Source organism: Stenotrophomonas maltophilia group sp. LNF247 (assembly GCF_054083135.1).
The window spans coordinates 19,039-38,736 of the sequence record NZ_JBSRQL010000008.1; the positions used below are offsets into that span (position 1 = coordinate 19,039).

The window sequence follows — 19,698 nt, forward strand, 5'->3', positions numbered from 1 at the left end:
CCGGCCAGGTTCCTTCCGGCCAGCGGCCGGTCCAGCTGCTGGCTGGGCACGGTGCTGCCCGTGGCGCGGCGATGGGCCGCGCACGGGTACGCCTGCCGCATGCGCTGGAGGTGGCCGAGCAACGCATCGGCGCCCACCAGGTCGAGGCCGAGCTGGCCCGCCTGCATCGTGCGGTGGATGCCGCGCGCACGGAAATGCACGAACTGCGCCAGCGCCTGCATGGCGCATTGAACCAGGAAGTGGGCGAGTTCCTGGACCTGCACGCGCTGCTGCTGGACGATCCCGAGCTGTTGTTCGGGCTGGACGAGCTGATCCGCAGCGGTCCCTACAGTGCCGGCTACGCATTGCGCCTGCAGCGTGACCGCCTGGCCAAGGTCTTCGATGGCATGGACGATGCCTACCTGAAGAGCCGCATGGACGACCTGGACCATGTCATCGGCCGCATCCACGCGTTCCTGCAGCCTGAACGCGCGCCGGTGATGAAGGGCCTGGCCGGCGAGATCCTGGTCTGCGACAACATCGCCCCGTCCGAACTGGCCCAGCTGCAGGCCCAGGGCGTGGTTGGCATCGTCACCGCCGCCGGCAGCGCGCTGTCGCACAGTGCGATCCTGGCGCGCAGCCTGCATCTGCCGTTGATCGTGAACGTTCCGCAGCTGCTCAGCCGCATCGCCGATGGCGACGTGCTGATCATCGATGGCGCCGACGGCAGCATCACCGCCAACCCGCAGGCCGACAACCTGCGTGACTATCGCGCGCGCCTGAAGGAGCATGCGCGCGAGCAGCGCGAGCTCGGCCGCCTGCGCAGCAAGCCCAGCCGCACCCGCGACCAGGTCGACATCGCCCTGCTGGCCAATGCCGAATCGCTGGAAGACGTCACCCAGGCGCACGCGCTGGGCGCGCAGGGACTGGGCCTGTACCGCACCGAGTTCCTGTTCCTGCAGCGCAACGAGCTGCCGGATGAAGAAGAACAGTTCCAGACCTACCGGGATGCCGCGTTGGGCATGAGCGGGCGACCGGTCACCATCCGCACGCTCGATCTGGGCGCGGACAAGGCCGACCGCACCGGCCTGACCCTCAGCAATGAAGAGAACCCCGCCCTGGGTCTGCGCGGCGTACGCCTGTCGCTGGCACGCCCGAAGGTGGCCGATACCCAGCTGCGCGCGATCCTGCGCGCCTCCGCCTACGGCAAGCTGCGCGTGCTGGTGCCGATGGTCAGCACCCGCGAGGAGCTGCTGGCGGTGCGCCGGCGCATGCTCAAGCTGACCGAACAGCTGCGCGGCGAGGGCCACATGGTGTCCGACCACGTGCCGCTGGGCGCGATGATCGAAGTTCCTGCGGCAGCACTGGCGCTGGAGAGCTTCATCGACCTGGTCGATTTCCTGTCGATCGGCACCAATGACCTGGTGCAGTACCTGCTGGCCGCCGACCGCAACAACGAGGCACTGGGCGAACTGTATTCGCCACTGCATCCGGCCGTGCTGCGACTGCTGCAGATGGTGATCGAGACGGGCGCGCGTCACCGCATCCCGGTGGCGGTCTGCGGCGAGATGGCCGGCGACGCACGGATGACCCCGCTGCTGCTGGCGCTGGGCCTGACCGAGTTCAGCCTGCACCCCGGCACGCTGCTGGAAGTGCGCCGTGCGATCCGCGATGCCGATCTGGCCGCATTGCGCGCGCGCGCGCCCAAGCTGCTGGCCGCACGCGACCGCCGCGCGATCGAGCGCTGGCTGGCGCTGGTGGCCGAAACGGCCTGACTGCCGAGGGTAGTGCTGGTCGCTGGCCGGCAATCTCGTGGACTTCGATGGGGACGATTGCGGGCCAGCGGCCGGCGCAACCACCGCCCCTCGGCTATGCGTTGAAACATCCCCTTGCGATAATGACGCGCTGAACACCCCTGTTGCCGCATCCTTGCCGGGATCGCGGCTTTTCTTATCCCGCGGGAGCTGCGATGGCTGAAGCCGTACGCCACGACAAGACTGCGCGCCAACTGCGGATGCTGTCCGACGCACTGGACAGCGGTCGGCTGGGCCCGGTGCGTCGCCTGGTCAACACCCTGGCCCCGGCCGAGATCGGCAACCTGCTTGAATCGCTGCCGCCGGGCAAGCGTGAGGTGGTGTGGGGCCTGGTCGATCCGGAAGATGACGGCGAGGTGCTGGTCCACGTCGGCGACGACGTGCGCGAGAGCCTGCTCGCGGACATGGACCCGGACGAAATCATCGCCGCGGTCGAAGACCTGGACATCGACGACCTGGCCGACCTGGTCGAAGACCTGCCCGATACGGTCATCGACGAAGTCCTCAAGTCGATGGACCGCGAGAACCGCGAGCGCCTGGAACAGGTGCTGTCCTATCCCGAGGACAGTGCCGGCCGCCTGATGAACCCGGACGTGGTGACCGTGCGCGCCGACGTCAACGTGGACGTGGTGCTGCGCTACCTGCGCCTGCGCGGCGAACTGCCGGACCACACCGACCACCTGTTCGTGGTCAGCCGGCGCCATCAGTACCTTGGCCGGGTGTCGCTGGCGGCACTGGTGACCCACGAGGACACCACCCCGATCAACCGCCTGATCGACGACGAGCAGCCGGCCATCGACGTCGGCGAGAGCGACCAGGAAGTCGCGCGGCAGTTCTCCGACCATGACTGGATCTCCGCACCGGTGGTGGACGAGAACAACATCCTCGTTGGTCGCATCACCATCGATGACGTGGTCGACATCATCCGTGGCCAGGCCGAGCACCAGGCGCTGGGCGCCGCCGGCCTGGACGAGGACGAGGATCTGTTCAGCCCGGTCTGGCGCGCCATGCGCCGCCGCCTGATGTGGCTGTCGATCAACCTGTGCACGGCCTTCCTGGCCTCCAGCGTGGTCGGTCACTTCGAGGGCACCATCGACAAGCTGGTGGCGCTGGCGGTGTTGATGCCGATCGTGGCCGGCCTCGGTGGCAACGCCGGCACCCAGGTGCTGGCGCTGATGGTGCGCGGCCTGGCGCTGGGCCAGGTGGGCGCCTCCAACGCGCGCACCCTGCTGTGGAAGGAAGTGCGTGTTGCGCTGCTGAACGGCGTGATGCTCGGCTCGGTGCTGGGCCTGATCGTATTGGCCTGGTTCCATTCACCCGGGCTGTCTGCGGTGATCGCCATCGCACTGACCTGCAACCTGCTGTTCGCAGCGCTGGCCGGCGTGCTGGTGCCGCTCACACTGAAACGCTTCGGCTTCGATCCAGCGCTGGCCAGCGGTATCTTCCTGACCGCAGTGACCGACTCGATGGGCTTCTTCACTTTCCTCGGCCTGGCCACGCTGGTGCTGCTGCACTGACCGCATCGAGGATCGGCCCCCGCCACGCGGGTCGTTGACTCCACCCAACCGGAACACCCATGGCAACAACGATCGAAAACTATTTCCAGCCCGGCTGGCGCGACCAGCAGCACACCTGCCCGGCCTGCGAGTGGAAGGGCAGCTCGCGCGCCATGGAGATGGAACTGGACGAGGACGCCACCGAGTATGACTGCCCGGTCTGCGAGAACCCGCTGCTGGTGGTCCTGCACCCGGATATGGCGCAGGTGCAGGCTGCGGCGGCGGCAGGCAATGCCGAAGCGCAGGAACAACTGGACATCATTGCCAGCTTCCCGCGCCCGCAGTGACGCGGCGCACGATGCCGCGCTGGCGACAGCGGACTACGATGCAGGCGATCTCGCCACTTCGGGAAACCCCATGGTCCGTTTGCTGTCGCGCTGGCTGCCACTGCTGGCCCTTCTGTTGATGAGCGGCTGCACGTCGCTGCCGGATGGCGCGCGGGGTCGCTTCGAAGCCCGCGCCGTGAAGGTGGATGGCGAGACGGCCTACTACCAGGTATTCATTCCGGCCGCATCGGCGCGTACACCGGGCTCACTGCCGGTCGTGCTGTTCCTGCACGGTTCGGGCGAGCGCGGCGCCGATGGCGTGAAGCAGACCCACGCGGGGCTGGGACCGTACCTGCGCGAGCAGGCCGCCGATTTCCCTGCGTTGGCCGTATTTCCGCAGGCGCCGGGACGCGGGGAATGGAGCGGGCGCAACAACCGTGTGGCCCTGGCCGCGCTGGATGCAGCGATCGCCGAGTTCGGTGCCGATCCGGCGCGGCAATACCTGACCGGCATGTCGATGGGTGGCTACGGCAGCTGGAATATCGCCTTGGACAACCCGCACCGATTTGCTGCGATCGTGCCGGTATGCGGCGCGGTGCTGGCGCCGCGCGCGGTACGTCCGACCCTGTTCGTCGAACAGGTGGCCGGTGAAACCGACCCGTATGCGGCCATTGCCCAGCGCCTGCGGCAGACGCCGATCTGGATCTTCCATGGCGCGCTGGATGACGTGGTGCCGCCGGATGACGACCGCCGGCTGCACGCCGCATTCCAGAACGCCAACGCGCGTGACGTGCGCTACACCGAATACCCGGAAGGCAACCACAATGCCTGGGACGCCACCTACGCCGACCCGGCGATGTGGGAATGGATGTTCGCGCAGAAGCGCTGAGCCATAGCTTCTGCTGGGAAACATCTGTGGGTGGATGCCAACCGTTGGTCGGCTTGGGTATTGGTGGATGCCAACCGTTGGTCGGCTTGGGTATTGGTGGGTGCCGACCGTTGGTCGGCTTGGGTATTGGTGGATGCCAACCGTTGGTCGGCTTGGGTATTGGTGGGTGCCGACCGTTGGTCGGCTTGGGTATTGGTGGGTGCCGACCGTTGGTCGGCACTATCTCTCCGCTTCGGGGTAATCCATTGCTTGGTACCTCCCATCGATCTCCCATTGGCACCAGGCATACGGATACTCTCCCACGCAGCTCGCCAAGTTCGCCCTGACCGGGTTGGCGACGATGTACATCGCATGGCGAAACAGTGATTCTTCAGAACGCATGGCGTGATCGTGATAGCTCGATTGCCAAAATGGTCCTGTCTTACCCAGCATGCGGTTGATCCGCAATGCACTGCTCGATTTGAAGCGTTGCATGATGTAGTCCAGCGAGAACGCACGGATCTCCACAAGCCAATGGATGTGGTCCGGCATGACCACATAGGCAAGTGAGTGCGTCAGGCCATCATCATCAATGCGACGGAACACATCCATCACCTCCTGTGCCGCAGTGGCATCATCAAAGTAGCGTCGACGTTCCTGGGTGACGGTGGTCAGGATGTAGGATTGCCCGATCCGGGAATGACGGCCAAGGCGTAGGCGTGCGCGGTTCATGGGCCCAAGCGTGCGCCTGCCGGTATCCCTCTTCTATCGGGCAACCACGTCAGTACAGGTAGGCCCGGAACCATTCAATGGCCAGGCCCGCACTTCACCGCACTGATGGTTCGGTGCCGACCAACGGTCGGCACCCACCGGGTCGGATGAGGACAGATCTGCCGTGCCGACCAACGGTCGGCCCCCACCGGGTCGGATGAGGACAGATCAACCGCGCCGACCAACGGTCGGCACCCACCAAAGTGGTCAGCCCAGCAGGGTTTCCAGCACGGCCATGCGCACGGCGACGCCGTTGGCGACCTGGCGCAGCACCCACGACTGCGGGCCGTCGGCCACGTCATCGGTGACTTCCACGCCACGGTTGATCGGGCCCGGATGCAGCACCGCAGCGTCCTTGCCGGCACGGGCCAGGCGTTCGTTGGTCAGGCCGTACTGGGCGTGGTACTGCTCCAGCGACGGCACCAGGCCTTCTTCCATGCGCTCGCGCTGCAGGCGCAGCATCATCAGCGCGTCGGCGCCTTCCAGCATCGCATCGAAATCATCGCCGACCACGCAGCCCTTCAGGGTCTCGTCGTCCGGCAGCAGTGACTGCGGGCCGCACACGCGGATCTCGCCCACCCCCAGCGTGCGCAGCGCATGCAGGTCGGTGCGCGCCACGCGCGAGTGCTTCACGTCGCCGACGATCACCACCTTCAGCTTCGAGAAATCCGGGCCCTTGGCCTGGCGCAGGGTCAGCATGTCCAGCAGGCCCTGGGTCGGGTGCGCGCTGCGGCCGTCGCCGGCGTTGATCAGTGCGGTGCCCTCGCCCGCCGCCTCGGCCAGCGCGGCCACGGCGCCGTCATCGGGGTGACGCACCACGAAGCCGCGCACGCCCATTGCTTCCAGGTTGCGCAACGTGTCGCAGGCCGTTTCGCCCTTGCGCGTGGACGAGGTCGACGCGTCGAAGTTCAGCACATCGGCGCCCAGGCGCTGCGCGGCCAGCTGGAACGAGCTGCGGGTGCGCGTGGACGGTTCGAAGAACAGCGTGCATACCGCAGAACCGGCCAGCACGTGGCGCTTGTTGCCGACACGGCCGACTGCGGCGTCACGGATCTGCCCTGCCCGGTCCAGCAACTGCAGCAGTGTTTCGCGCGGCAGGCCCTCCAGGGTCAGCAGGTGGCGCAGGCGTCCGGAGGCATCGATTTGCTGGGCAGTCATGGCGGGAGTCGTGCAGTCAGGGAATGGGGGTGGCGTCGTCGGGGGACGACAGCCAGCGGTCGATGATCACCGCCGCGGCCACAGCATCGAGGGCGGCCGCATCGCGGCGGCGCTTGCGTCCTTCGGCGCGCTCGACGGCGAAGCGGCGTGCGGCCTCGACCGAGCTGGAACGCTCGTCGATCATCACCACGGGCAGCTTGAAACGTTCCCGCAGCTGGCGGGCGAAGCCCTGCGCGCGCTTGCGGTTGGGCTGGTCCTGGCCGTCCAGCGTAAGCGGATCGCCGACCACCAGGCCGTCGGGCTTCCATTCCTTGAGCAGGCGCTCGATCGCGGTCCAGTCCGGGCCGTTGCCGTGCACATCGACCACGGCCACCGCGCGCGCATGGGCGGCGAAAGCACTGCCGATGGCCACGCCGATGCGTCGCGAGCCAACATCGAAACCCAGAACGGTGCCGTCACGGCGGATCGCCGGGGCAGCAGGAACCGGTGCGGGCGCGGCCGGCTCAGACATGGCCGCTGTAGTCGGTCAGCCGGAACAGGTCCACGCCGATGCGGGAAGCCGCCCCCTGCCAGCGCTGCTCCAGCGGCAGCTGGAACACCAGCTCGGCATCGGCCGGCACTGTCAGCCAGCTGTTCTCGGACAGCTCGCTTTCCAGCTGCCCTGCGCCCCAACCGGCACAGCCGAGGGTGACCACCGCATTGGCCGGGCCTTCGCCACGCGCCATCGCTTCGAGGATGTCGCGCGAGGTGGTCAGGTACAGGCCGTCGCCCACGGTCAGGCTGGAATCCCATGCGCGCGCGTCGTCGTGGATGACGAAGCCGCGTTCGGGATGCACCGGACCGCCATTGAGCACCATGCGCGCCTGCAGCTCGCCATCACCGGTGGTGATGTCCATCTGCGCAAGCACTTCACCCAGCGTGTATTCGGAAGGCTGGTTGACCAGTACGCCCATCGCCCCGTTCTCGTCGTGCTGGCAGATCAGCGCGACGCTGCGGGCAAAGGTCGCGTCGAGCAGCGACGGCAGCGCGACGAGCAGGTGATCGGCAAGGGAGGTCGGCATTACAGGCATGGGTCCATTCTACCTGCTGGGGGCGGGATGGTCGCGCGATGGCGCCGAACCGCGATGGGCTAGGATGGTGCTTTGCCATGGAAGGTCATCGATGCAGTCTTCATCGCCCCTGACCCTGCCGGCACGCAGCGCCATCGTCCTGATCGCCCTGCTGCAGGGTCTGATGCTGTATGCCGCGCAGGAATTGTCCGATGCGTGGCCGTTCCGCGATATCGGCTGGCGCTACTGCTGGTACGCCTGGGTGCTGGCCATTCCCAGCGCGGTGGCGCTGAGCCTGGTCGAGCTGGGCCAACGCCGCCTGTGGCTGCAGGCGGCGCTCGGCTCGGTGGTGGTGCTGGCACTGGCCGCCTGGATCGGCTGGAACCTCAATGGCGAGGCCGCACTGGAATCGGGCGCGCTGCAGTTTCCGTTGACCCTGGGCATGGGCGTGGCGGTGTTCGTGGCCCTGCCCTGGTGGCAGTTCCAGCTGCAGCACGGTCAGTGGCGCGCCAGCTACCCCGAGCTGTTCGAGCGCGCCTGGCAGAACGGCTTGACCCTGGCCCTGGCGGCGCTGTTCACCGGGCTGACCTGGCTGCTGCTGTGGCTGTGGGCGGCGCTGTTCCAGCTGCTGGAGGTCACCTTCTTCCGCGATCTGTTCCGCCAAGATGCTTTCATCGCACTGGCCACCGGCAGCCTGGCCGGGTTTGGCGTGCTGATCGGGCGCACCCAGCATCGGGCGATCCAGATCACCCGCCAGGTGCTGTTCGCGATCTGCCGCGGGCTGCTGCCACTGCTCTCGTTCATCGCCGTGTTGTTCGTGCTGAGCCTGCCGCTTGCCGGGCTGGAACCACTGTGGAAGACCCGTTCGGCCGCCAGCCTGCTGGTGGTGGTGTCACTGCTGCTGGTGACGTTCACCAATGCGGTCTACCAGCAGGGGGAAGACTCCGCGCCGTACCCTCTCGTGCTGCGCCGTCTGGTCGAGGCCAGCCTGCTGGCGCTGCCGGTCTACGCCGCGCTGGCGCTGTATGCGCTGGGCCTGCGCGTGGTGCAGTACGGGTGGACAGTGGACCGGTTCTGGGCACTGCTGATCGCGCTGGCCGTGGCCGGCTATGCCCTGGGCTATGCGCTGGCGGTACTGCGTCGCCAGGGCCGCTGGCTGCAGGCGCTGGAACCGGTCAACCGCTGGATGTGCTGGGTGGTGCTCGCACTGGCCCTGCTGGGCAACTCGCCCCTGCTGGACCCGGTGCGGCTGACCCTGTCCAGCCAGCTGGAGCGCCTGCGCGCGGACCCGCCGGCGATCACCAGCAGTGACGTCAACGTGCTGCGCTTCGATCTTGGCCGCCGTGGCGTGCAGGCGCTGCGCGAGTTGCAGCGTGATCCGGCCATCATCGCCGATGCCAACGCGCCACAGGTGGTCGCGGCAGCACTGGCGCGTACCTCCCGCTGGGACGACGGCCACCGCCTCGACAAGGGGCCGCAGGACGTCGCCGCCCTGCGGCGCGCACTGAAGCTGGCCGCCGGATCCAGTTCGCCACCGGACGACTGGTGGAAAGCTCTGGCCACCCGATCGATCAATGGCGAATCCTGCGCACAGAGCGAGCGCGACTGCCTGATCGTGCATCGCGACCTGGACGGTGATGGTACCGGCGAAGTGCTGCTGTGCGAGCTGTACACCCACCGTGGACCGGACTGCGTGCTGTACGCACGTGGCAGCGATTCCCAGTGGCGCCGGGCCGGTGCGCTGTTCGGCACCGTCAGCGGGCCGGCCGAGGCGATCAACCAGGCCCTGCGTAACGGCAAACTCACGCTCGTGCCACCGCGCTGGCCGATGCTGTCCATCGGCGGGCACCCTGCAGTGGCCATCGATCCCGAACCCGAATCCGAATCCGAATCCAACGAGCCTTCCCCATGAGCGGTTACTGCCTGATTGCCCCCGGCCATCCGGTGCACGACTACTACCACGCCAACGAGTACGGCTTCCCGCAGCGGGACGAGCGTGAACTGTTCGAGCGATTGGTACTGGAAATCAACCAGGCCGGTTTGAGCTGGGAAACGATCCTGAAGAAGCGCGAGGGCTTCCGCGCAGCCTATGACGGCTTCGATGTGGACCGCGTGGCGGCCTACGCCGAGCAGGACATCGCGCGCCTGCTGTCGGACCCGGGCATCATCCGCAACCGCCTGAAGGTGCTGGCGGCGATCCACAACGCGCAGGTGATCCAGCAGCTGCGGGCCAGCCATGGCAGCTTCGCGGCGTGGCTGGATGCGCACCACCCACGCAACAAGGCCGACTGGGTGAAGCTGTTCAAGAAGACGTTCCGCTTCACCGGCGGCGAGATCACCGGCGAATTCCTGATGAGCCTGGGCTACCTGCCCGGTGCGCACGCCGAGGATTGCCCGGTGCATGCGCGGCTGCTGATGCTGTCACCGCCGTGGCTGCAGGCCGCCGTACGTTGAAGGACGGCCGCCGGGCATGGCCCGGCGCTACCGGAACCGCCACGTAGTAGCGCCGGGCCATGCCCGGCGAACGCGGAGAGCGCGATCACACACCCATGTAGCGGCCAGGGCGGTGGTTGAACATCAGCACCAGGCTGAGCACCACCGCGCCGATGGCCGAATACAGCACCTTCGACGGCGACAGCACGAAGAACGCGGCCACCATCAGGCAGGCGTCGTAGGACATCTGCACCTTGCCCGCGCTCCAGCCACGGGTGCGCTGCAGGTACACCGCCAGGATGCCGATACCGCCGAGGCTGGCACGGTGCCGGATGAAGAACAGGATGCCCAGGCCGGACAATGCGCCACCGACGATCGCCGAATACAGCGGGTGGATGTGCGAGAAGTCGATCCAGCGCGGCAGCAGGTCGGTCAGCACGCCACAGGCGGTGACCGCGGCGAAGGTCTTCAGGGTGAATTCCCAGCCCATGCGCCGCACCGCCACCCAGTAGAACGGCAGATTGACCAGCACGAACACCACGCCGAAGTTCCAGTCCAGCGCGTAATGCAGCAGGAACGCCATGCCGGCCATGCCGCCGATCATCAGTCCACTCTTGGCGAAGATGGCCAGGCCCAGCGAGGCCACCATCGTGGCCAGCACCATGCCCTGCACGTCCTCGGCGATCGAGTGACGCAGCGCTTTTTCGTCGGCGGTGGTACCGGCGCTGTCGGGCGGCGGGGTCAGCGGACCGGCGGTGACCAGGTGGCCGTCAGCGTCGTCGCACGGCGCGGGGCCATGGGAGGGAAGGGACATACGGGTGGGGAACAGCAGGTGGGGAGCGGTATTAGACACGATCTGCATGACAGTTGCAGATGAAATCGTTCAGCTGAATGCGCCCCGCCCTGCCCCGGGCCCGCCGCTGCTCAGCCCTTGCCGGCCAGATGGTGCGCCACCAGCGCGTTGGCATGGCCATGGCCCAGCCCATGCTCACTTTTCAGGAAGCTGACCAGTTCCATGTGTTTCAGGCCCTTCTTCCCTGCCAGCAGCCCGAGCCACTGGGCGACCGGCTGCCCATAGGTCTTCTCGATGGAGGGGAAGTACGAGGCCGGGCCCTTGGGCTTGGTGTCAGTGCTCATGTGCAGCTCCCGTTGAAGTCATTCATTCGACGAACCACAGACGCAGAAATCGACATACCCACACGTCCGACCCAGTGCCGACCAACGGTCGGCACCCACCAAAGCAGAATGCCGTTCCAACAGCTCGCGGGAAATTGTCGAAGGCGGGGTGGCTCAGGTTGCGGGGGCGTGAGCGCCATGGTCCCGAGGCATGCCTCGGACGGGTTGGGCAGGACGCCCAACCCCGGTCTTGCCGTGTGCGCAGGACAGCGCACACGAGCAAGCGCGACCGAGGCTACATGGGTGAGGGCGCTTTGCTTGCGAAGCACTGCTTCGCAAGCGCCCGAACGCACAGCCGCCAGCGGCTGGGCCGGGCCCCGGAGGGGGACTTGCGCCGTCCCCTGCAACCTGAGCCACCCCGCCTCCCACGGGAAGCCAGCTTTTGACGTTGCCGTTGACGTTGATTCGGCAGCTGCCGGGCGCAGCGCGGCCGTATCATCCTCTCATGCCCCGCGAAAACCTCAACGACCTGCAGGCCTTCGTCCACGTTGCCCGCGAGGGCAGCTTCACCAAGGCTGCCGCCCAGCTGGGCGTGTCCCAGTCCGCGCTCAGCCATGCCATGCGCGGACTGGAGCAGCGCCTGGGCGTGCGCCTGCTGACCCGCACCACCCGCAGCGTCTCGACCACCGAAGCCGGTGCCCGCCTGCTCGATACCCTGGCCCCGCGCCTGGCCGAGATCGAGGACGGGCTGGCCGCGCTGGCCGAGTACCGTGAACGCCCGGCCGGCACCATCCGCATCAATGCCACCGGCCACGCCGCCGAGTACATCGCCTGGCCCAGGCTGGCGCCGCTGCTGCAGCAGTATCCGGACTTGAAGGTGGAACTGGCGGCCGACTACGGGTTGGCCGACATCGTGGCCGAGCGCTACGACATCGGCATCCGCCTGGGCGAGCGGCTGGCGCGCGACATGATCGCCGTACCGATCAGCCCGCCGCTGCGCATGCGCGTGGTCGGGGCGCCCAGCTACTTCCGCCAGCACCTGGTGCCGCGGCACCCGGACGACCTGGCCGGGCACAACTGCGTCACCCTGCGCCTGCCCACGCATGGCGGGCTGATGCCGTGGGATTTCGGCCAGGACGGCAATGAACTGAGCGTGCGTGTGAGCGGCCAGTGGATCTTCAACAGCATGGGCATGACCCGCGCCGCCGCACTGGCAGGCAGCGGGTTGGCCTGGCTGCCGGAGGACCAGGTACAGCCGATGCTGGACGACGGCCGCCTGCTTTCGGTGCTGGACGACTGGTGCCCGCACTTCGATGGCTATTACGCGTACTACCCCTCGCGCCGCCACGTGACCGTGGCGATGCGGACGGTGCTTGATGCGCTGCGTGGGCCGATCGGGTGAGGATCAAGGAGTGCGGACCAACGGTCCGCCCCCACCACCAACGGTCCGCACCCAGCTGTTGATCAGCCCTTGGCCTGAGCGGCGCGCTGCGCGTTGTAGCGCTCGCCGACGATCGACACTTCGTCCAGCGCCTGTGCGATGCGTTGCAGCTCCTCCGGTGCCAGCTGCAGGTCGGCCGCGCCCAGGTTTTCCTCCAGACGATGGACCTTGGTGGTGCCTGGGATCGGCACGATCCACGGCGCCTGTGCCAGCAGCCAGGCCAGCGCCACCTGCGCCGGGGTCGCACCCCGCGCCGCCGCGATCGTGCTGATGCGATCCACCAGCGCCTGGTTGGCGCGACGCGCTTCCACTTCGAAACGCGGCACGCTGTTGCGGAAATCGTTGGCGTCGAAGGTGGTGTCGGCGTTGATCGCACCGGTCAGGAAGCCGCGGCCCAGCGGGCTGAACGGCACGAAGCCGATGCCCAGCTCCTGCAGCGTCGGCAGCAGTTCACGCTCCGGTTCGCGCCACCACAGCGAGTACTCGCTCTGCACCGCAGCCACCGGCTGCACCGCATGCGCGCGACGCACGGTGGCAGCACTGGCCTCGGACAGGCCGAAGTGGCCGACCTTGCCCTCGGCGATCAGGTCGCGCACGGTACCGGCCACGTCCTCGATCGGCACGTTCGGGTCGACGCGGTGCTGGTAGAACAGGTCGATATGGTCGGTACGCAGGCGCTTGAGGCTGGCTTCGGCCACGGCACGGATGTTCTCCGGGCGGCTGTCCAGGCCGGCATCGGTGCGCGCGTCCCTGAAACCAAACTTCGTGGCGATCACCAGCCTGTCGCGGTAGGGTGCCAGGGCCTGGCCGAGCAGGTCTTCGTTGGTGTACGGGCCGTACACTTCGGCGGTATCGAAGAAGGTCACGCCGCGCTCGACGGCAGCGTGCAGCAGGGCGATGCCCTGGCTCGGTTCGACCGGCTGGCCGTAGGCATGGGTCAGGCCCATGCAACCCAGGCCCAGGGCGGAAACCTTCAGGCCGCTGCGGCCGAGTTCACGTGTCTGCATCGTCGTACTCCAGAGGGGGAGTGCTGACGATACGCCTGCAGCGGCGATGGATTGAGCCGGTTGGACGACAGTCGGTCATGACTGGAATTCATCAATCGCCTGCGCGCCCAGTAGAGTCGACGGGTAGAGTCGACTGTTAGTCGACTGCGCTTCCTGACAGTCGACTCCACACATCGCCAGGTCACCGGATCTCGGAGATCTCCACCCCATCCAGGCCCTGCGACAGCGTGCGCGCGTCGCCGCCCTGGCTGAGCTTGATGCGCAGGCGCACTTCGTTCTGCGAGTCGGCGTAGCGCAGTGCGTCCTCGTAGCTGATCTCGCCGGCCTGGTACAGCTCGAACAGGCTCTGGTCGAAGGTCTTCATGCCCAGCTGGACCGAGTCCTTCATCACTTCCTTCAGCTTGTGGATCTCGCCGTCGCGGATGTAGTCCTGCACCAGCGGCGTGCCCAGCAGGATCTCCATCGCCACCTTGCGCGAGCGGCCGTCGGGCGACGGCACCAGCTGCTGCGCGACCACGCCCTTGAGGTTCAGCGACAGGTCCATCAGCAGCTGGTTGCGGCGGTCTTCCGGGAAGAAGTTGATGATGCGATCCATCGCCTGGTTGGCATTGTTGGCATGCAGTGTGGCTAGCACCAGGTGGCCGGTTTCGGCGAACGCGATGGCGTGGTCCATGCCTTCGCGGGTACGCACCTCGCCGATCATGATCACGTCCGGCGCCTGGCGCAGGGTGTTCTTCAGGGCCGCTTCCCAGCTGTCGGTATCGATGCCGACCTCGCGCTGGGTGATGATGCAGCCCTCGTGCTTGTGCACGAACTCGATCGGATCTTCGATGGTGATGATGTGGCCGGTCGAGTTCTGGTTGCGGTAGCCGATCATCGCCGCCAGCGATGTCGATTTGCCGGTACCGGTGGCACCAACGAACAGGATGATGCCGCGCTTGGTCATCGCCAGCGTCTTGATGATCGGCGGCAGGCTCAGCTCTTCCACGGTCGGAATGCGCGTCTCGATGCGACGCAGCACCATGCCCACCTGGTTGCGCTGGTAGAAGCAGCTGACGCGGAAGCGGCCGACACCGGACAGGCCGATGGCGAAGTTGCATTCATGCGTCTTCTCGAACTCCTCGCGCTGCGCAGGGGTCATCACGTTGAGCACCAGGTCGCGGCTCTGCTGCGGCGTGAGCGGAGTCTGCGTGATCGGCGAGATCTTGCCGTTGACCTTCATCGCCGGCGGCATGCCCGCAGTGATGAACAGGTCCGAGGCGCGCTGGTGCGCCATCAGCTTGAGGAACGAAGTGAAATCGATGGTGGTCGCGGTGGTGTTCACGGCAGGCTCCCGGAAAAGCGGTTTACCAGGTAACGGTCGGTGGAGGAAACAACACGGAGCGGCGGCGCCATTGCACGCGCCGCCCGTGGCTGCCCTGCCTTACTCGAACAGGCGCTTGTCCTTGGCGTAGTCGCGGGCCTGGTTGCGGGTGATCAGGCTGCGCTTGACCAGGTCCTGCAGGTGCTGGTCCAGGGTCATCATGCCGTACTGCTGGCCGGTCTGGATGGCCGAGTACATCTGCGCCACCTTGTCCTCGCGGATCAGGTTGCGGATGGCCGGCGTGCCGACCATGATTTCCCACGCTGCGGTGCGGCCACCGCCGACCTTCTTCAGCAGCGCCTGCGAGATCACCGCACGCAGCGACTCGGACAGCATCGAGCGCACCATCGGCTTTTCGCCGGCCGGGAACACGTCGATGATGCGGTCGATGGTCTTGGCCGCCGAGCTGGTGTGCAGGGTGCCGAACACCAGGTGGCCGGTCTCCGCAGCGGTCAGTGCCAGGCGGATGGTTTCCAGGTCGCGGAGTTCGCCGACCAGGATGATGTCCGGGTCCTCGCGCAGTGCCGAGCGCAACGCTTCATTGAAGCCATGCGTGTCGCGGTGCACTTCGCGCTGGTTGATCAGGCACTTCTGCGAGGTGTGCACGAATTCGATCGGATCCTCGACGGTGAGGATGTGGCCGTATTCGTTCTTGTTGATGTAGTCGATCATCGCCGCCAGCGTGGTCGACTTGCCCGAGCCGGTCGGGCCGGTCACCAGGATCAGGCCCTGCGGCTGCTGGATCACTTCACGGAACAGCGGCGGGCAGGCCAGGTCCTCGAGGGTGAGCACCTCGGACGGAATGGTACGGAACACCGCACCGGCACCGCGGTTCTGGTTGAACGCGTTCACACGGAAGCGCGCCAGCGACGGGATCTCGAAGGAGAAGTCCACTTCGAGGAATTCCTCGTAATCGCGGCGCTGCTTGTCGGACATGATGTCGTACACCAGCGCGTGGACCTGCTTGTGGTCCAGGGCCGGGATGTTGATCCGGCGAACATCGCCGTCCACGCGGATCATCGGCGGCAGGCCTGCAGACAGGTGCAGGTCGGACGCTTTGTTCTTTACGGAAAACGCCAGCAGTTCGGCGATATCCATGAGCGGCTACTCCCCAATAACGGCTTCGACTGGAAGGATCTTTCCCCGGGCGGCAGTATAGCCTCCTGATTCAATGGAACGCGTTACGTGGCCACTCCCCTGCCCCAGATCCTGAGCAACCTGCATGCCGCCGCCGAGGCGGCCGGCCGGCCCGATCCGCGCCTGCTGGCCGTGTCCAAGACCCAACCGGCCGAGGCCGTGGCTGCGCTGGCCGCACAGGGCCAGCAGGCCTTCGGCGAAAACTATGTGCAGGAAGCGCTGGCCAAGATGCAGGCGCTGCAGCACCTGGCGCTGGAGTGGCACCTGATCGGCCACCTGCAGTCGAACAAGGCCGATGCCGTGGCCACCCACTTCGACTGGGTGCAGAGCGTGGACCGGCCCAAGCTGGTAACGGCGCTGGCGCGCCATCGCCCGGCCGCATGCGGCCCGCTGAATGTGCTGATCCAGGTCAACATCGACGATGAATCCAGCAAGCACGGCTGTGCACCGGAGGAAGTGGACGCACTCGCCGCCGCAATTGCCGCCGAACCCACCCTGCGCCTGCGCGGACTGATGGCGATTCCCGCGCCGTGGCCCGAGGCCGAGCGCCGTCGGGATGCATTCGTGCGCATGCGCACACTTTTCGAGTCGCTGGCTGCCCAGCACGTGCAGATCGACACGCTGTCGATGGGCATGAGCAGCGACTACGCCGAAGCCATCGCCGAGGGCGCCACCCTGGTTCGCATCGGTACCGCCCTGTTCGGCGCGCGCCCGCGCCCAGCCTGACTTTCCAAGGAGCTTTCCATGGCAGCTGATTCCATCACTTTCATCGGCGGCGGCAACATGGCGCGCAGCCTGATCGCCGGCCTGATCCGTCAGGGCACACCCGCCGCGCACATCCACGTCGCCGAACCGGTGGCCGCACTGCGCCAGGCGCTGGCCGCCGACTTCGGTGTGCAGGTGCATGACAACGCGATTGATGCCGCTGCGCAGGGCAGCACCTGGCTGCTGGCGGTGAAGCCGCAGGTGCTGCGTGAGGTCTGCCAGTCGCTGCAGACGCTGGCCCAGGCAAACCAGCCGTTGGTGGTGTCGATTGCCGCCGGCATCACCAGTGCGCAGCTGCAGCGCTGGCTGGGAGGCGACCAGGCAGTGGTGCGCGCGATGCCGAACACCCCTGCCCTGCTCGGCGCAGGTGTGACCGGCCTGTTCGCCACACCGTCGGTGGACACGCAGCAGCACGCACAGGCCGAGAAGGTGCTGGCCAGCGCAGGCCGCACCGTCTGGATCGACAGCGAGGCGCTGATGGATTCAGTGACTGCCGTATCCGGCAGTGGCCCGGCCTATGTGTTCCTGCTGGCCGAAGCGATGGAAGCGGCGGGTATTGCCCAGGGCCTGCCAGCCGACGCCGCGCGCACGCTGGTGGTGCAGACCCTGCTGGGTGCCTCGCGCATGCTTGATGAAGCCGGTGAGAGCCCGGCCGAGCTTCGCCGCCGCGTGACCTCGCCGAACGGAACCACCCAGGCCGCGATCGAGAGCTTCCAGGCCGGTGGCTTCGAGGCGCTGGTGGACACCGCACTGCGCGCCGCGCAGGTGCGTGGGCAGGAACTGTCTGCGGCGAATGATTGATCCCGATGCGTGCCGACCAACTGTCGGCACCCACCGTCATCCACGTCTGGCGTGGATGCTCATTGCCCCAACGTGGTCATGACGAAATCGACGAAGCACTGCAACCGCGGGCGCGGCCTGCGGTCGGGCAGGTAGATCAGGTGCATCGGCCGTGGTTCAGGCAGATAGTCGCGCAGCAGCGGCTTCAACCGCCCTGCCGCGATCTCGCCGGCCAGCAATGCGGTCGGCTGCAGCACCAGCCCCGCGCCGGCGACCGCCGCTTCGCGCAACGCAAACCCATCATTGCAGGTCAGACGCGCCTCCCAATCCACCTGTTCGCCATTGGCCAACTGCCAGCCGTGGCCACCGCGCCAGGCCAGATGGCTCAGGCAGTCATGCCCTGCCAGATCGGCGGGCGTACGCGGCGTGCCGCGCCGGCGCAGGTAAGACGGCGCCGCGCACAGGCTCATCGCATACGGCGGCAGCGGCCGCGCCACCACCTCCTGCGATGGCAACGGCCCGACCCGGATCGCCACGTCGAAGCCGTCCTCGATCAGATCCACACGGCGGTTGCTCAGGTCCAGTTCGATGTTCAACTGCGGCTGCGCGCGCAGCAGGCCGGCCAGTTGTGGCGCCAGCACGCAGCTGCCCCAGGTGGTCGGCGCACTGACCCGCAGCAGGCCACGTGGCTGTACCTGCAGACCGGCCACATCGGCCTCGGCCTGCTGCACCTGCTCCAGCACCTGCCGGCATCCGGCCAGATAGGCGCTGCCGGCTTCGGTCAGGCGCTGGCGGCGGGTGTTCCGTTGCAGCAGCGCGGTGCCCAGATGCGCCTCCAGCTGCTGGATGTACTTGCCGACCATCACCGCCGACACCTGCAGCTGTTCGGCGGCCCCGGCAAAGCTGCCGCGCTCGGCCACGGCGACGAAGGCCTGCATGCAGCGAAGGGTATCCATTGCTAATCCAGAGTTAGGAATCTGCGAATCATACGCCGCTTACCTAACCCCAATATGACGGCGCAGACTGCGCTCACACCCTCACGCAAGGAACCGCCATGAAGATCCTCCTCGTCGGTGCCAGCGGCACCCTCGGCCAGGCAGTCGCCCGTCAGCTCGGCCAACAGCATCAGATTCTCGCCGCCGGCCGCAGCAGCGGCGAACTGCGCGTGGACCTGACCGATGACGCCAGCGTCGCCGAACTGTTCTCGCGTACCGGCGCAGTCGATGCGGTGATCTCCACCGCCGGCTCGGTGCATTTCGGACCGCTGCAGGAGATGACGCCCGAGCAGTTCACTATCGGCCTGCAGGACAAGCTGCTGGGACAGGTGCGGCTGGCACTGGCCGCGCAGCACCACCTCAATGCCGGTGGCTCGATCACCCTGACCAGCGGCATCATCAGCGCGCAGCCGATCCGCGACGGCGTCAACGCCACCGCAGTGAATGCCGCACTGGAAGGCTTCGTGCGCGCCGCCGCACTGGAGCTGCTGCCGCGCGGCCTGCGCATCAACGTGGTCAGCCCGAACGTGCTGATCGAATCGATGGCGGCCTACGGCCCCTACTTCCCGGGCTTCGAAGCGGTAAGCGCACAACGCGCCGCACTGGCCTTCCAGCGTGCAGTGGAAGGCATCCAGAGCGGCGAGACGATCACGGTCTGGTAAGAAAAAGGGGACGGAGGGGATTAAGTCGTTTTCGTCCGCCGGGCATGGCCCGGCGCTACCGGGAGCGCGTTCCCTTTTTGTCGCTCACTCCCAGCGCATCGGGCCGTCGCCGCGTTCGCCGAGGACGTCGCCGGGGTTGGCCAGGCGGCAATGCTGCAGTGACAGGCAGCCACAGCCGATGCAGCCGGTCAGTTCATCGCGCAGCAGCTGCAGCATGTGGATTCGCACTTCCAGCTCGGTGCGCCAGCGCGCGGACAACCTGGCCCAATCCGCCTTGGTTGGTGCGCGGCCGTCAGGCAGGCTTTCGAAGGCACGGCCGACTGCTTCCAGCGGCATGCCCACCCGCTGCGCCACGCGGATCACCGCCAATCGGCGCAGCACGTCGCGGCTGTAACGGCGTTGGTTGCCCGAGGTGCGCAGGCTGCTGATCAGCCCCTTGCGCTCGTAGAAATGCAGTGCGGAAACGGCCACGCCACTGCGCTGGGAGACCTCGCCAACGCTGAGTTCCTGGGATGCCATTGCTTGACCTCAACTATAG

General features: G+C 67.1%; 20 protein-coding genes and 1 pseudogene. 10 read left to right on the forward strand and 11 right to left on the reverse strand.

What is annotated here, in order from left to right; translation table 11 throughout:
* Window positions 1–35 precede the first annotated feature (35 nt).
* From ptsP to ACTXG9_RS09940, 4 genes are all read left to right on the forward strand, one after another.
* Window positions 36–1,754 (forward strand): phosphoenolpyruvate--protein phosphotransferase, encoded by a 1,719-nt coding sequence (ptsP, locus tag ACTXG9_RS09925; RefSeq protein ID WP_277817696.1) that lies wholly within the window; start codon window positions 36–38, stop codon window positions 1,752–1,754.
* 194 nt (window positions 1,755–1,948) lie between these two features.
* Window positions 1,949–3,310: a magnesium transporter gene (mgtE, locus tag ACTXG9_RS09930; RefSeq protein WP_019659456.1), complete on the forward strand. Its 1,362-nt coding sequence runs from the start codon at window positions 1,949–1,951 to the stop codon at window positions 3,308–3,310.
* Window positions 3,311–3,369: 59 nt separating this feature from the next.
* Window positions 3,370–3,636 (forward strand): hypothetical protein, encoded by a 267-nt coding sequence (locus ACTXG9_RS09935; RefSeq protein WP_019659457.1) that lies wholly within the window; start codon window positions 3,370–3,372, stop codon window positions 3,634–3,636.
* Window positions 3,637–3,706: 70 nt separating this feature from the next.
* The gene (locus tag ACTXG9_RS09940; RefSeq protein ID WP_111103434.1) at window positions 3,707–4,504 is read left to right on the forward strand and encodes a carboxylesterase family protein; all 798 of its coding nucleotides are present in this window, start codon (window positions 3,707–3,709) and stop codon (window positions 4,502–4,504) included.
* A gap of 219 nt (window positions 4,505–4,723) precedes the next feature.
* Here ACTXG9_RS09940 and ACTXG9_RS09945 read toward each other — a convergent pair whose 3' ends face one another.
* From ACTXG9_RS09945 to ACTXG9_RS09960, 4 genes are all read right to left on the reverse strand, one after another.
* A complete protein-coding gene (locus ACTXG9_RS09945; protein WP_197574796.1) occupies window positions 4,724–5,215 on the reverse strand; it encodes an REP-associated tyrosine transposase in 492 nt (163 codons plus the stop codon).
* Between the two features lie 246 nt (window positions 5,216–5,461).
* The gene (locus tag ACTXG9_RS09950) at window positions 5,462–6,412 is read right to left on the reverse strand and encodes an aspartate carbamoyltransferase catalytic subunit (RefSeq protein ID WP_021202595.1); all 951 of its coding nucleotides are present in this window, start codon (window positions 6,410–6,412) and stop codon (window positions 5,462–5,464) included.
* Between the two features lie 16 nt (window positions 6,413–6,428).
* Window positions 6,429–6,923, reverse strand: coding sequence for a Holliday junction resolvase RuvX (gene ruvX / locus ACTXG9_RS09955; RefSeq protein WP_005415547.1), 495 nt, complete (start codon window positions 6,921–6,923; stop codon window positions 6,429–6,431).
* Complete coding sequence (locus ACTXG9_RS09960; protein ID WP_058979385.1) at window positions 6,916–7,482, reverse strand: YqgE/AlgH family protein; 567 nt, start codon at window positions 7,480–7,482, stop codon at window positions 6,916–6,918. Before ACTXG9_RS09960 ends, ruvX begins: the two co-directional genes overlap by 8 nt.
* 91 nt (window positions 7,483–7,573) lie before the next feature.
* Between ACTXG9_RS09960 and ACTXG9_RS09965 the strand changes: the two genes are divergently transcribed.
* Together ACTXG9_RS09965 and ACTXG9_RS09970 are read left to right on the forward strand one after the other, a co-directional pair.
* On the forward strand, window positions 7,574–9,373 hold the full coding sequence (locus tag ACTXG9_RS09965) for a DUF4153 domain-containing protein (protein WP_456115748.1): 1,800 nt from the start codon (window positions 7,574–7,576) through the stop codon (window positions 9,371–9,373).
* Entirely contained in the window at window positions 9,370–9,915 is a 546-nt protein-coding gene (locus tag ACTXG9_RS09970; protein ID WP_312545898.1) for a DNA-3-methyladenine glycosylase I, read from the forward strand. Before ACTXG9_RS09965 ends, ACTXG9_RS09970 begins: the two co-directional genes overlap by 4 nt.
* Window positions 9,916–10,000: 85 nt before the next feature.
* Here ACTXG9_RS09970 and ACTXG9_RS09975 read toward each other — a convergent pair whose 3' ends face one another.
* Both ACTXG9_RS09975 and ACTXG9_RS09980 read right to left on the reverse strand, forming a co-directional pair.
* Complete coding sequence (locus ACTXG9_RS09975) at window positions 10,001–10,708, reverse strand: YitT family protein (RefSeq protein ID WP_029379885.1); 708 nt, start codon at window positions 10,706–10,708, stop codon at window positions 10,001–10,003.
* 110 nt (window positions 10,709–10,818) lie between these two features.
* On the reverse strand, window positions 10,819–11,031 hold the full coding sequence (locus tag ACTXG9_RS09980; RefSeq protein ID WP_111098566.1) for a DUF4287 domain-containing protein: 213 nt from the start codon (window positions 11,029–11,031) through the stop codon (window positions 10,819–10,821).
* A 484-nt stretch (window positions 11,032–11,515) separates the two neighbouring features.
* On the opposite strand from ACTXG9_RS09980, the gene ACTXG9_RS09985 reads away from it, so the two are divergent.
* Window positions 11,516–12,412 (forward strand): LysR family transcriptional regulator, encoded by an 897-nt coding sequence (locus ACTXG9_RS09985; protein ID WP_188250357.1) that lies wholly within the window; start codon window positions 11,516–11,518, stop codon window positions 12,410–12,412.
* 62 nt (window positions 12,413–12,474) lie between these two features.
* Here ACTXG9_RS09985 and ACTXG9_RS09990 read toward each other — a convergent pair whose 3' ends face one another.
* The 3 genes from ACTXG9_RS09990 to ACTXG9_RS10000 all read right to left on the reverse strand — a co-directional run bounded on the left by ACTXG9_RS09990 (window position 12,475) and on the right by ACTXG9_RS10000 (window position 15,919).
* Window positions 12,475–13,458, reverse strand: a complete 984-nt coding sequence (locus ACTXG9_RS09990) for an aldo/keto reductase (protein ID WP_019659467.1) — start codon at window positions 13,456–13,458, stop codon at window positions 12,475–12,477.
* 181 nt (window positions 13,459–13,639) lie between these two features.
* Complete coding sequence (locus ACTXG9_RS09995; RefSeq protein ID WP_019659468.1) at window positions 13,640–14,782, reverse strand: PilT/PilU family type 4a pilus ATPase; 1,143 nt, start codon at window positions 14,780–14,782, stop codon at window positions 13,640–13,642.
* 99 nt (window positions 14,783–14,881) lie between these two features.
* Window positions 14,882–15,919, reverse strand: a complete 1,038-nt coding sequence (locus tag ACTXG9_RS10000) for a type IV pilus twitching motility protein PilT (RefSeq protein WP_006422551.1) — start codon at window positions 15,917–15,919, stop codon at window positions 14,882–14,884.
* Window positions 15,920–16,006: 87 nt separating this feature from the next.
* Between ACTXG9_RS10000 and ACTXG9_RS10005 the strand changes: the two genes are divergently transcribed.
* Both ACTXG9_RS10005 and proC read left to right on the forward strand, forming a co-directional pair.
* The gene (locus ACTXG9_RS10005) at window positions 16,007–16,684 is read left to right on the forward strand and encodes a YggS family pyridoxal phosphate-dependent enzyme (protein WP_111098568.1); all 678 of its coding nucleotides are present in this window, start codon (window positions 16,007–16,009) and stop codon (window positions 16,682–16,684) included.
* A gap of 18 nt (window positions 16,685–16,702) precedes the next feature.
* Window positions 16,703–17,524 carry a pyrroline-5-carboxylate reductase gene (proC, locus tag ACTXG9_RS10010; protein ID WP_021202601.1) on the forward strand — a complete coding sequence of 274 codons (822 nt, stop codon included), beginning with the start codon at window positions 16,703–16,705 and terminating at the stop codon, window positions 17,522–17,524.
* A gap of 59 nt (window positions 17,525–17,583) precedes the next feature.
* Here proC and ACTXG9_RS10015 read toward each other — a convergent pair whose 3' ends face one another.
* Window positions 17,584–18,459: a LysR family transcriptional regulator gene (locus ACTXG9_RS10015; RefSeq protein ID WP_021202602.1), complete on the reverse strand. Its 876-nt coding sequence runs from the start codon at window positions 18,457–18,459 to the stop codon at window positions 17,584–17,586.
* Window positions 18,460–18,530: 71 nt separating this feature from the next.
* Here ACTXG9_RS10015 and ACTXG9_RS10020 point away from each other — a divergent pair.
* Window positions 18,531–19,160, forward strand: a pseudogene (locus ACTXG9_RS10020) (short chain dehydrogenase); the annotation flags it as partial.
* A gap of 84 nt (window positions 19,161–19,244) precedes the next feature.
* Here ACTXG9_RS10020 and soxR read toward each other — a convergent pair.
* Window positions 19,245–19,679 carry a redox-sensitive transcriptional activator SoxR gene (gene soxR / locus ACTXG9_RS10025; protein WP_111098569.1) on the reverse strand — a complete coding sequence of 145 codons (435 nt, stop codon included), beginning with the start codon at window positions 19,677–19,679 and terminating at the stop codon, window positions 19,245–19,247.
* Window positions 19,680–19,698 lie beyond the last annotated feature (19 nt).

Excerpts from the sequence above, each read along its gene's own strand:
- mgtE (WP_019659456.1), top strand. The coding sequence starts at position 1,949 with ATGGCTGAAGCCGTACGCCACGACAAGACTGCGCGCCAACTGCGGATG.
- ACTXG9_RS09935 (WP_019659457.1), top strand. The coding sequence starts at position 3,370 with ATGGCAACAACGATCGAAAACTATTTCCAGCCCGGCTGGCGCGACCAG.
- ACTXG9_RS09940 (WP_111103434.1), top strand. The coding sequence starts at position 3,707 with ATGGTCCGTTTGCTGTCGCGCTGGCTGCCACTGCTGGCCCTTCTGTTG.
- ACTXG9_RS09945 (WP_197574796.1), bottom strand. The coding sequence starts at position 5,215 with ATGAACCGCGCACGCCTACGCCTTGGCCGTCATTCCCGGATCGGGCAA.
- ACTXG9_RS09950 (WP_021202595.1), bottom strand. The coding sequence starts at position 6,412 with ATGACTGCCCAGCAAATCGATGCCTCCGGACGCCTGCGCCACCTGCTG.
- ruvX (WP_005415547.1), bottom strand. The coding sequence starts at position 6,923 with ATGTCTGAGCCGGCCGCGCCCGCACCGGTTCCTGCTGCCCCGGCGATC.
- ACTXG9_RS09960 (WP_058979385.1), bottom strand. The coding sequence starts at position 7,482 with ATGCCTGTAATGCCGACCTCCCTTGCCGATCACCTGCTCGTCGCGCTG.
- ACTXG9_RS09965 (WP_456115748.1), top strand. The coding sequence starts at position 7,574 with ATGCAGTCTTCATCGCCCCTGACCCTGCCGGCACGCAGCGCCATCGTC.
- ACTXG9_RS09970 (WP_312545898.1), top strand. The coding sequence starts at position 9,370 with ATGAGCGGTTACTGCCTGATTGCCCCCGGCCATCCGGTGCACGACTAC.
- ACTXG9_RS09975 (WP_029379885.1), bottom strand. The coding sequence starts at position 10,708 with ATGTCCCTTCCCTCCCATGGCCCCGCGCCGTGCGACGACGCTGACGGC.
- ACTXG9_RS09980 (WP_111098566.1), bottom strand. The coding sequence starts at position 11,031 with ATGAGCACTGACACCAAGCCCAAGGGCCCGGCCTCGTACTTCCCCTCC.
- ACTXG9_RS09985 (WP_188250357.1), top strand. The coding sequence starts at position 11,516 with ATGCCCCGCGAAAACCTCAACGACCTGCAGGCCTTCGTCCACGTTGCC.
- ACTXG9_RS09990 (WP_019659467.1), bottom strand. The coding sequence starts at position 13,458 with ATGCAGACACGTGAACTCGGCCGCAGCGGCCTGAAGGTTTCCGCCCTG.
- ACTXG9_RS10000 (WP_006422551.1), bottom strand. The coding sequence starts at position 15,919 with ATGGATATCGCCGAACTGCTGGCGTTTTCCGTAAAGAACAAAGCGTCC.
- proC (WP_021202601.1), top strand. The coding sequence starts at position 16,703 with ATGGCAGCTGATTCCATCACTTTCATCGGCGGCGGCAACATGGCGCGC.
- ACTXG9_RS10015 (WP_021202602.1), bottom strand. The coding sequence starts at position 18,459 with ATGGATACCCTTCGCTGCATGCAGGCCTTCGTCGCCGTGGCCGAGCGC.
- soxR (WP_111098569.1), bottom strand. The coding sequence starts at position 19,679 with ATGGCATCCCAGGAACTCAGCGTTGGCGAGGTCTCCCAGCGCAGTGGC.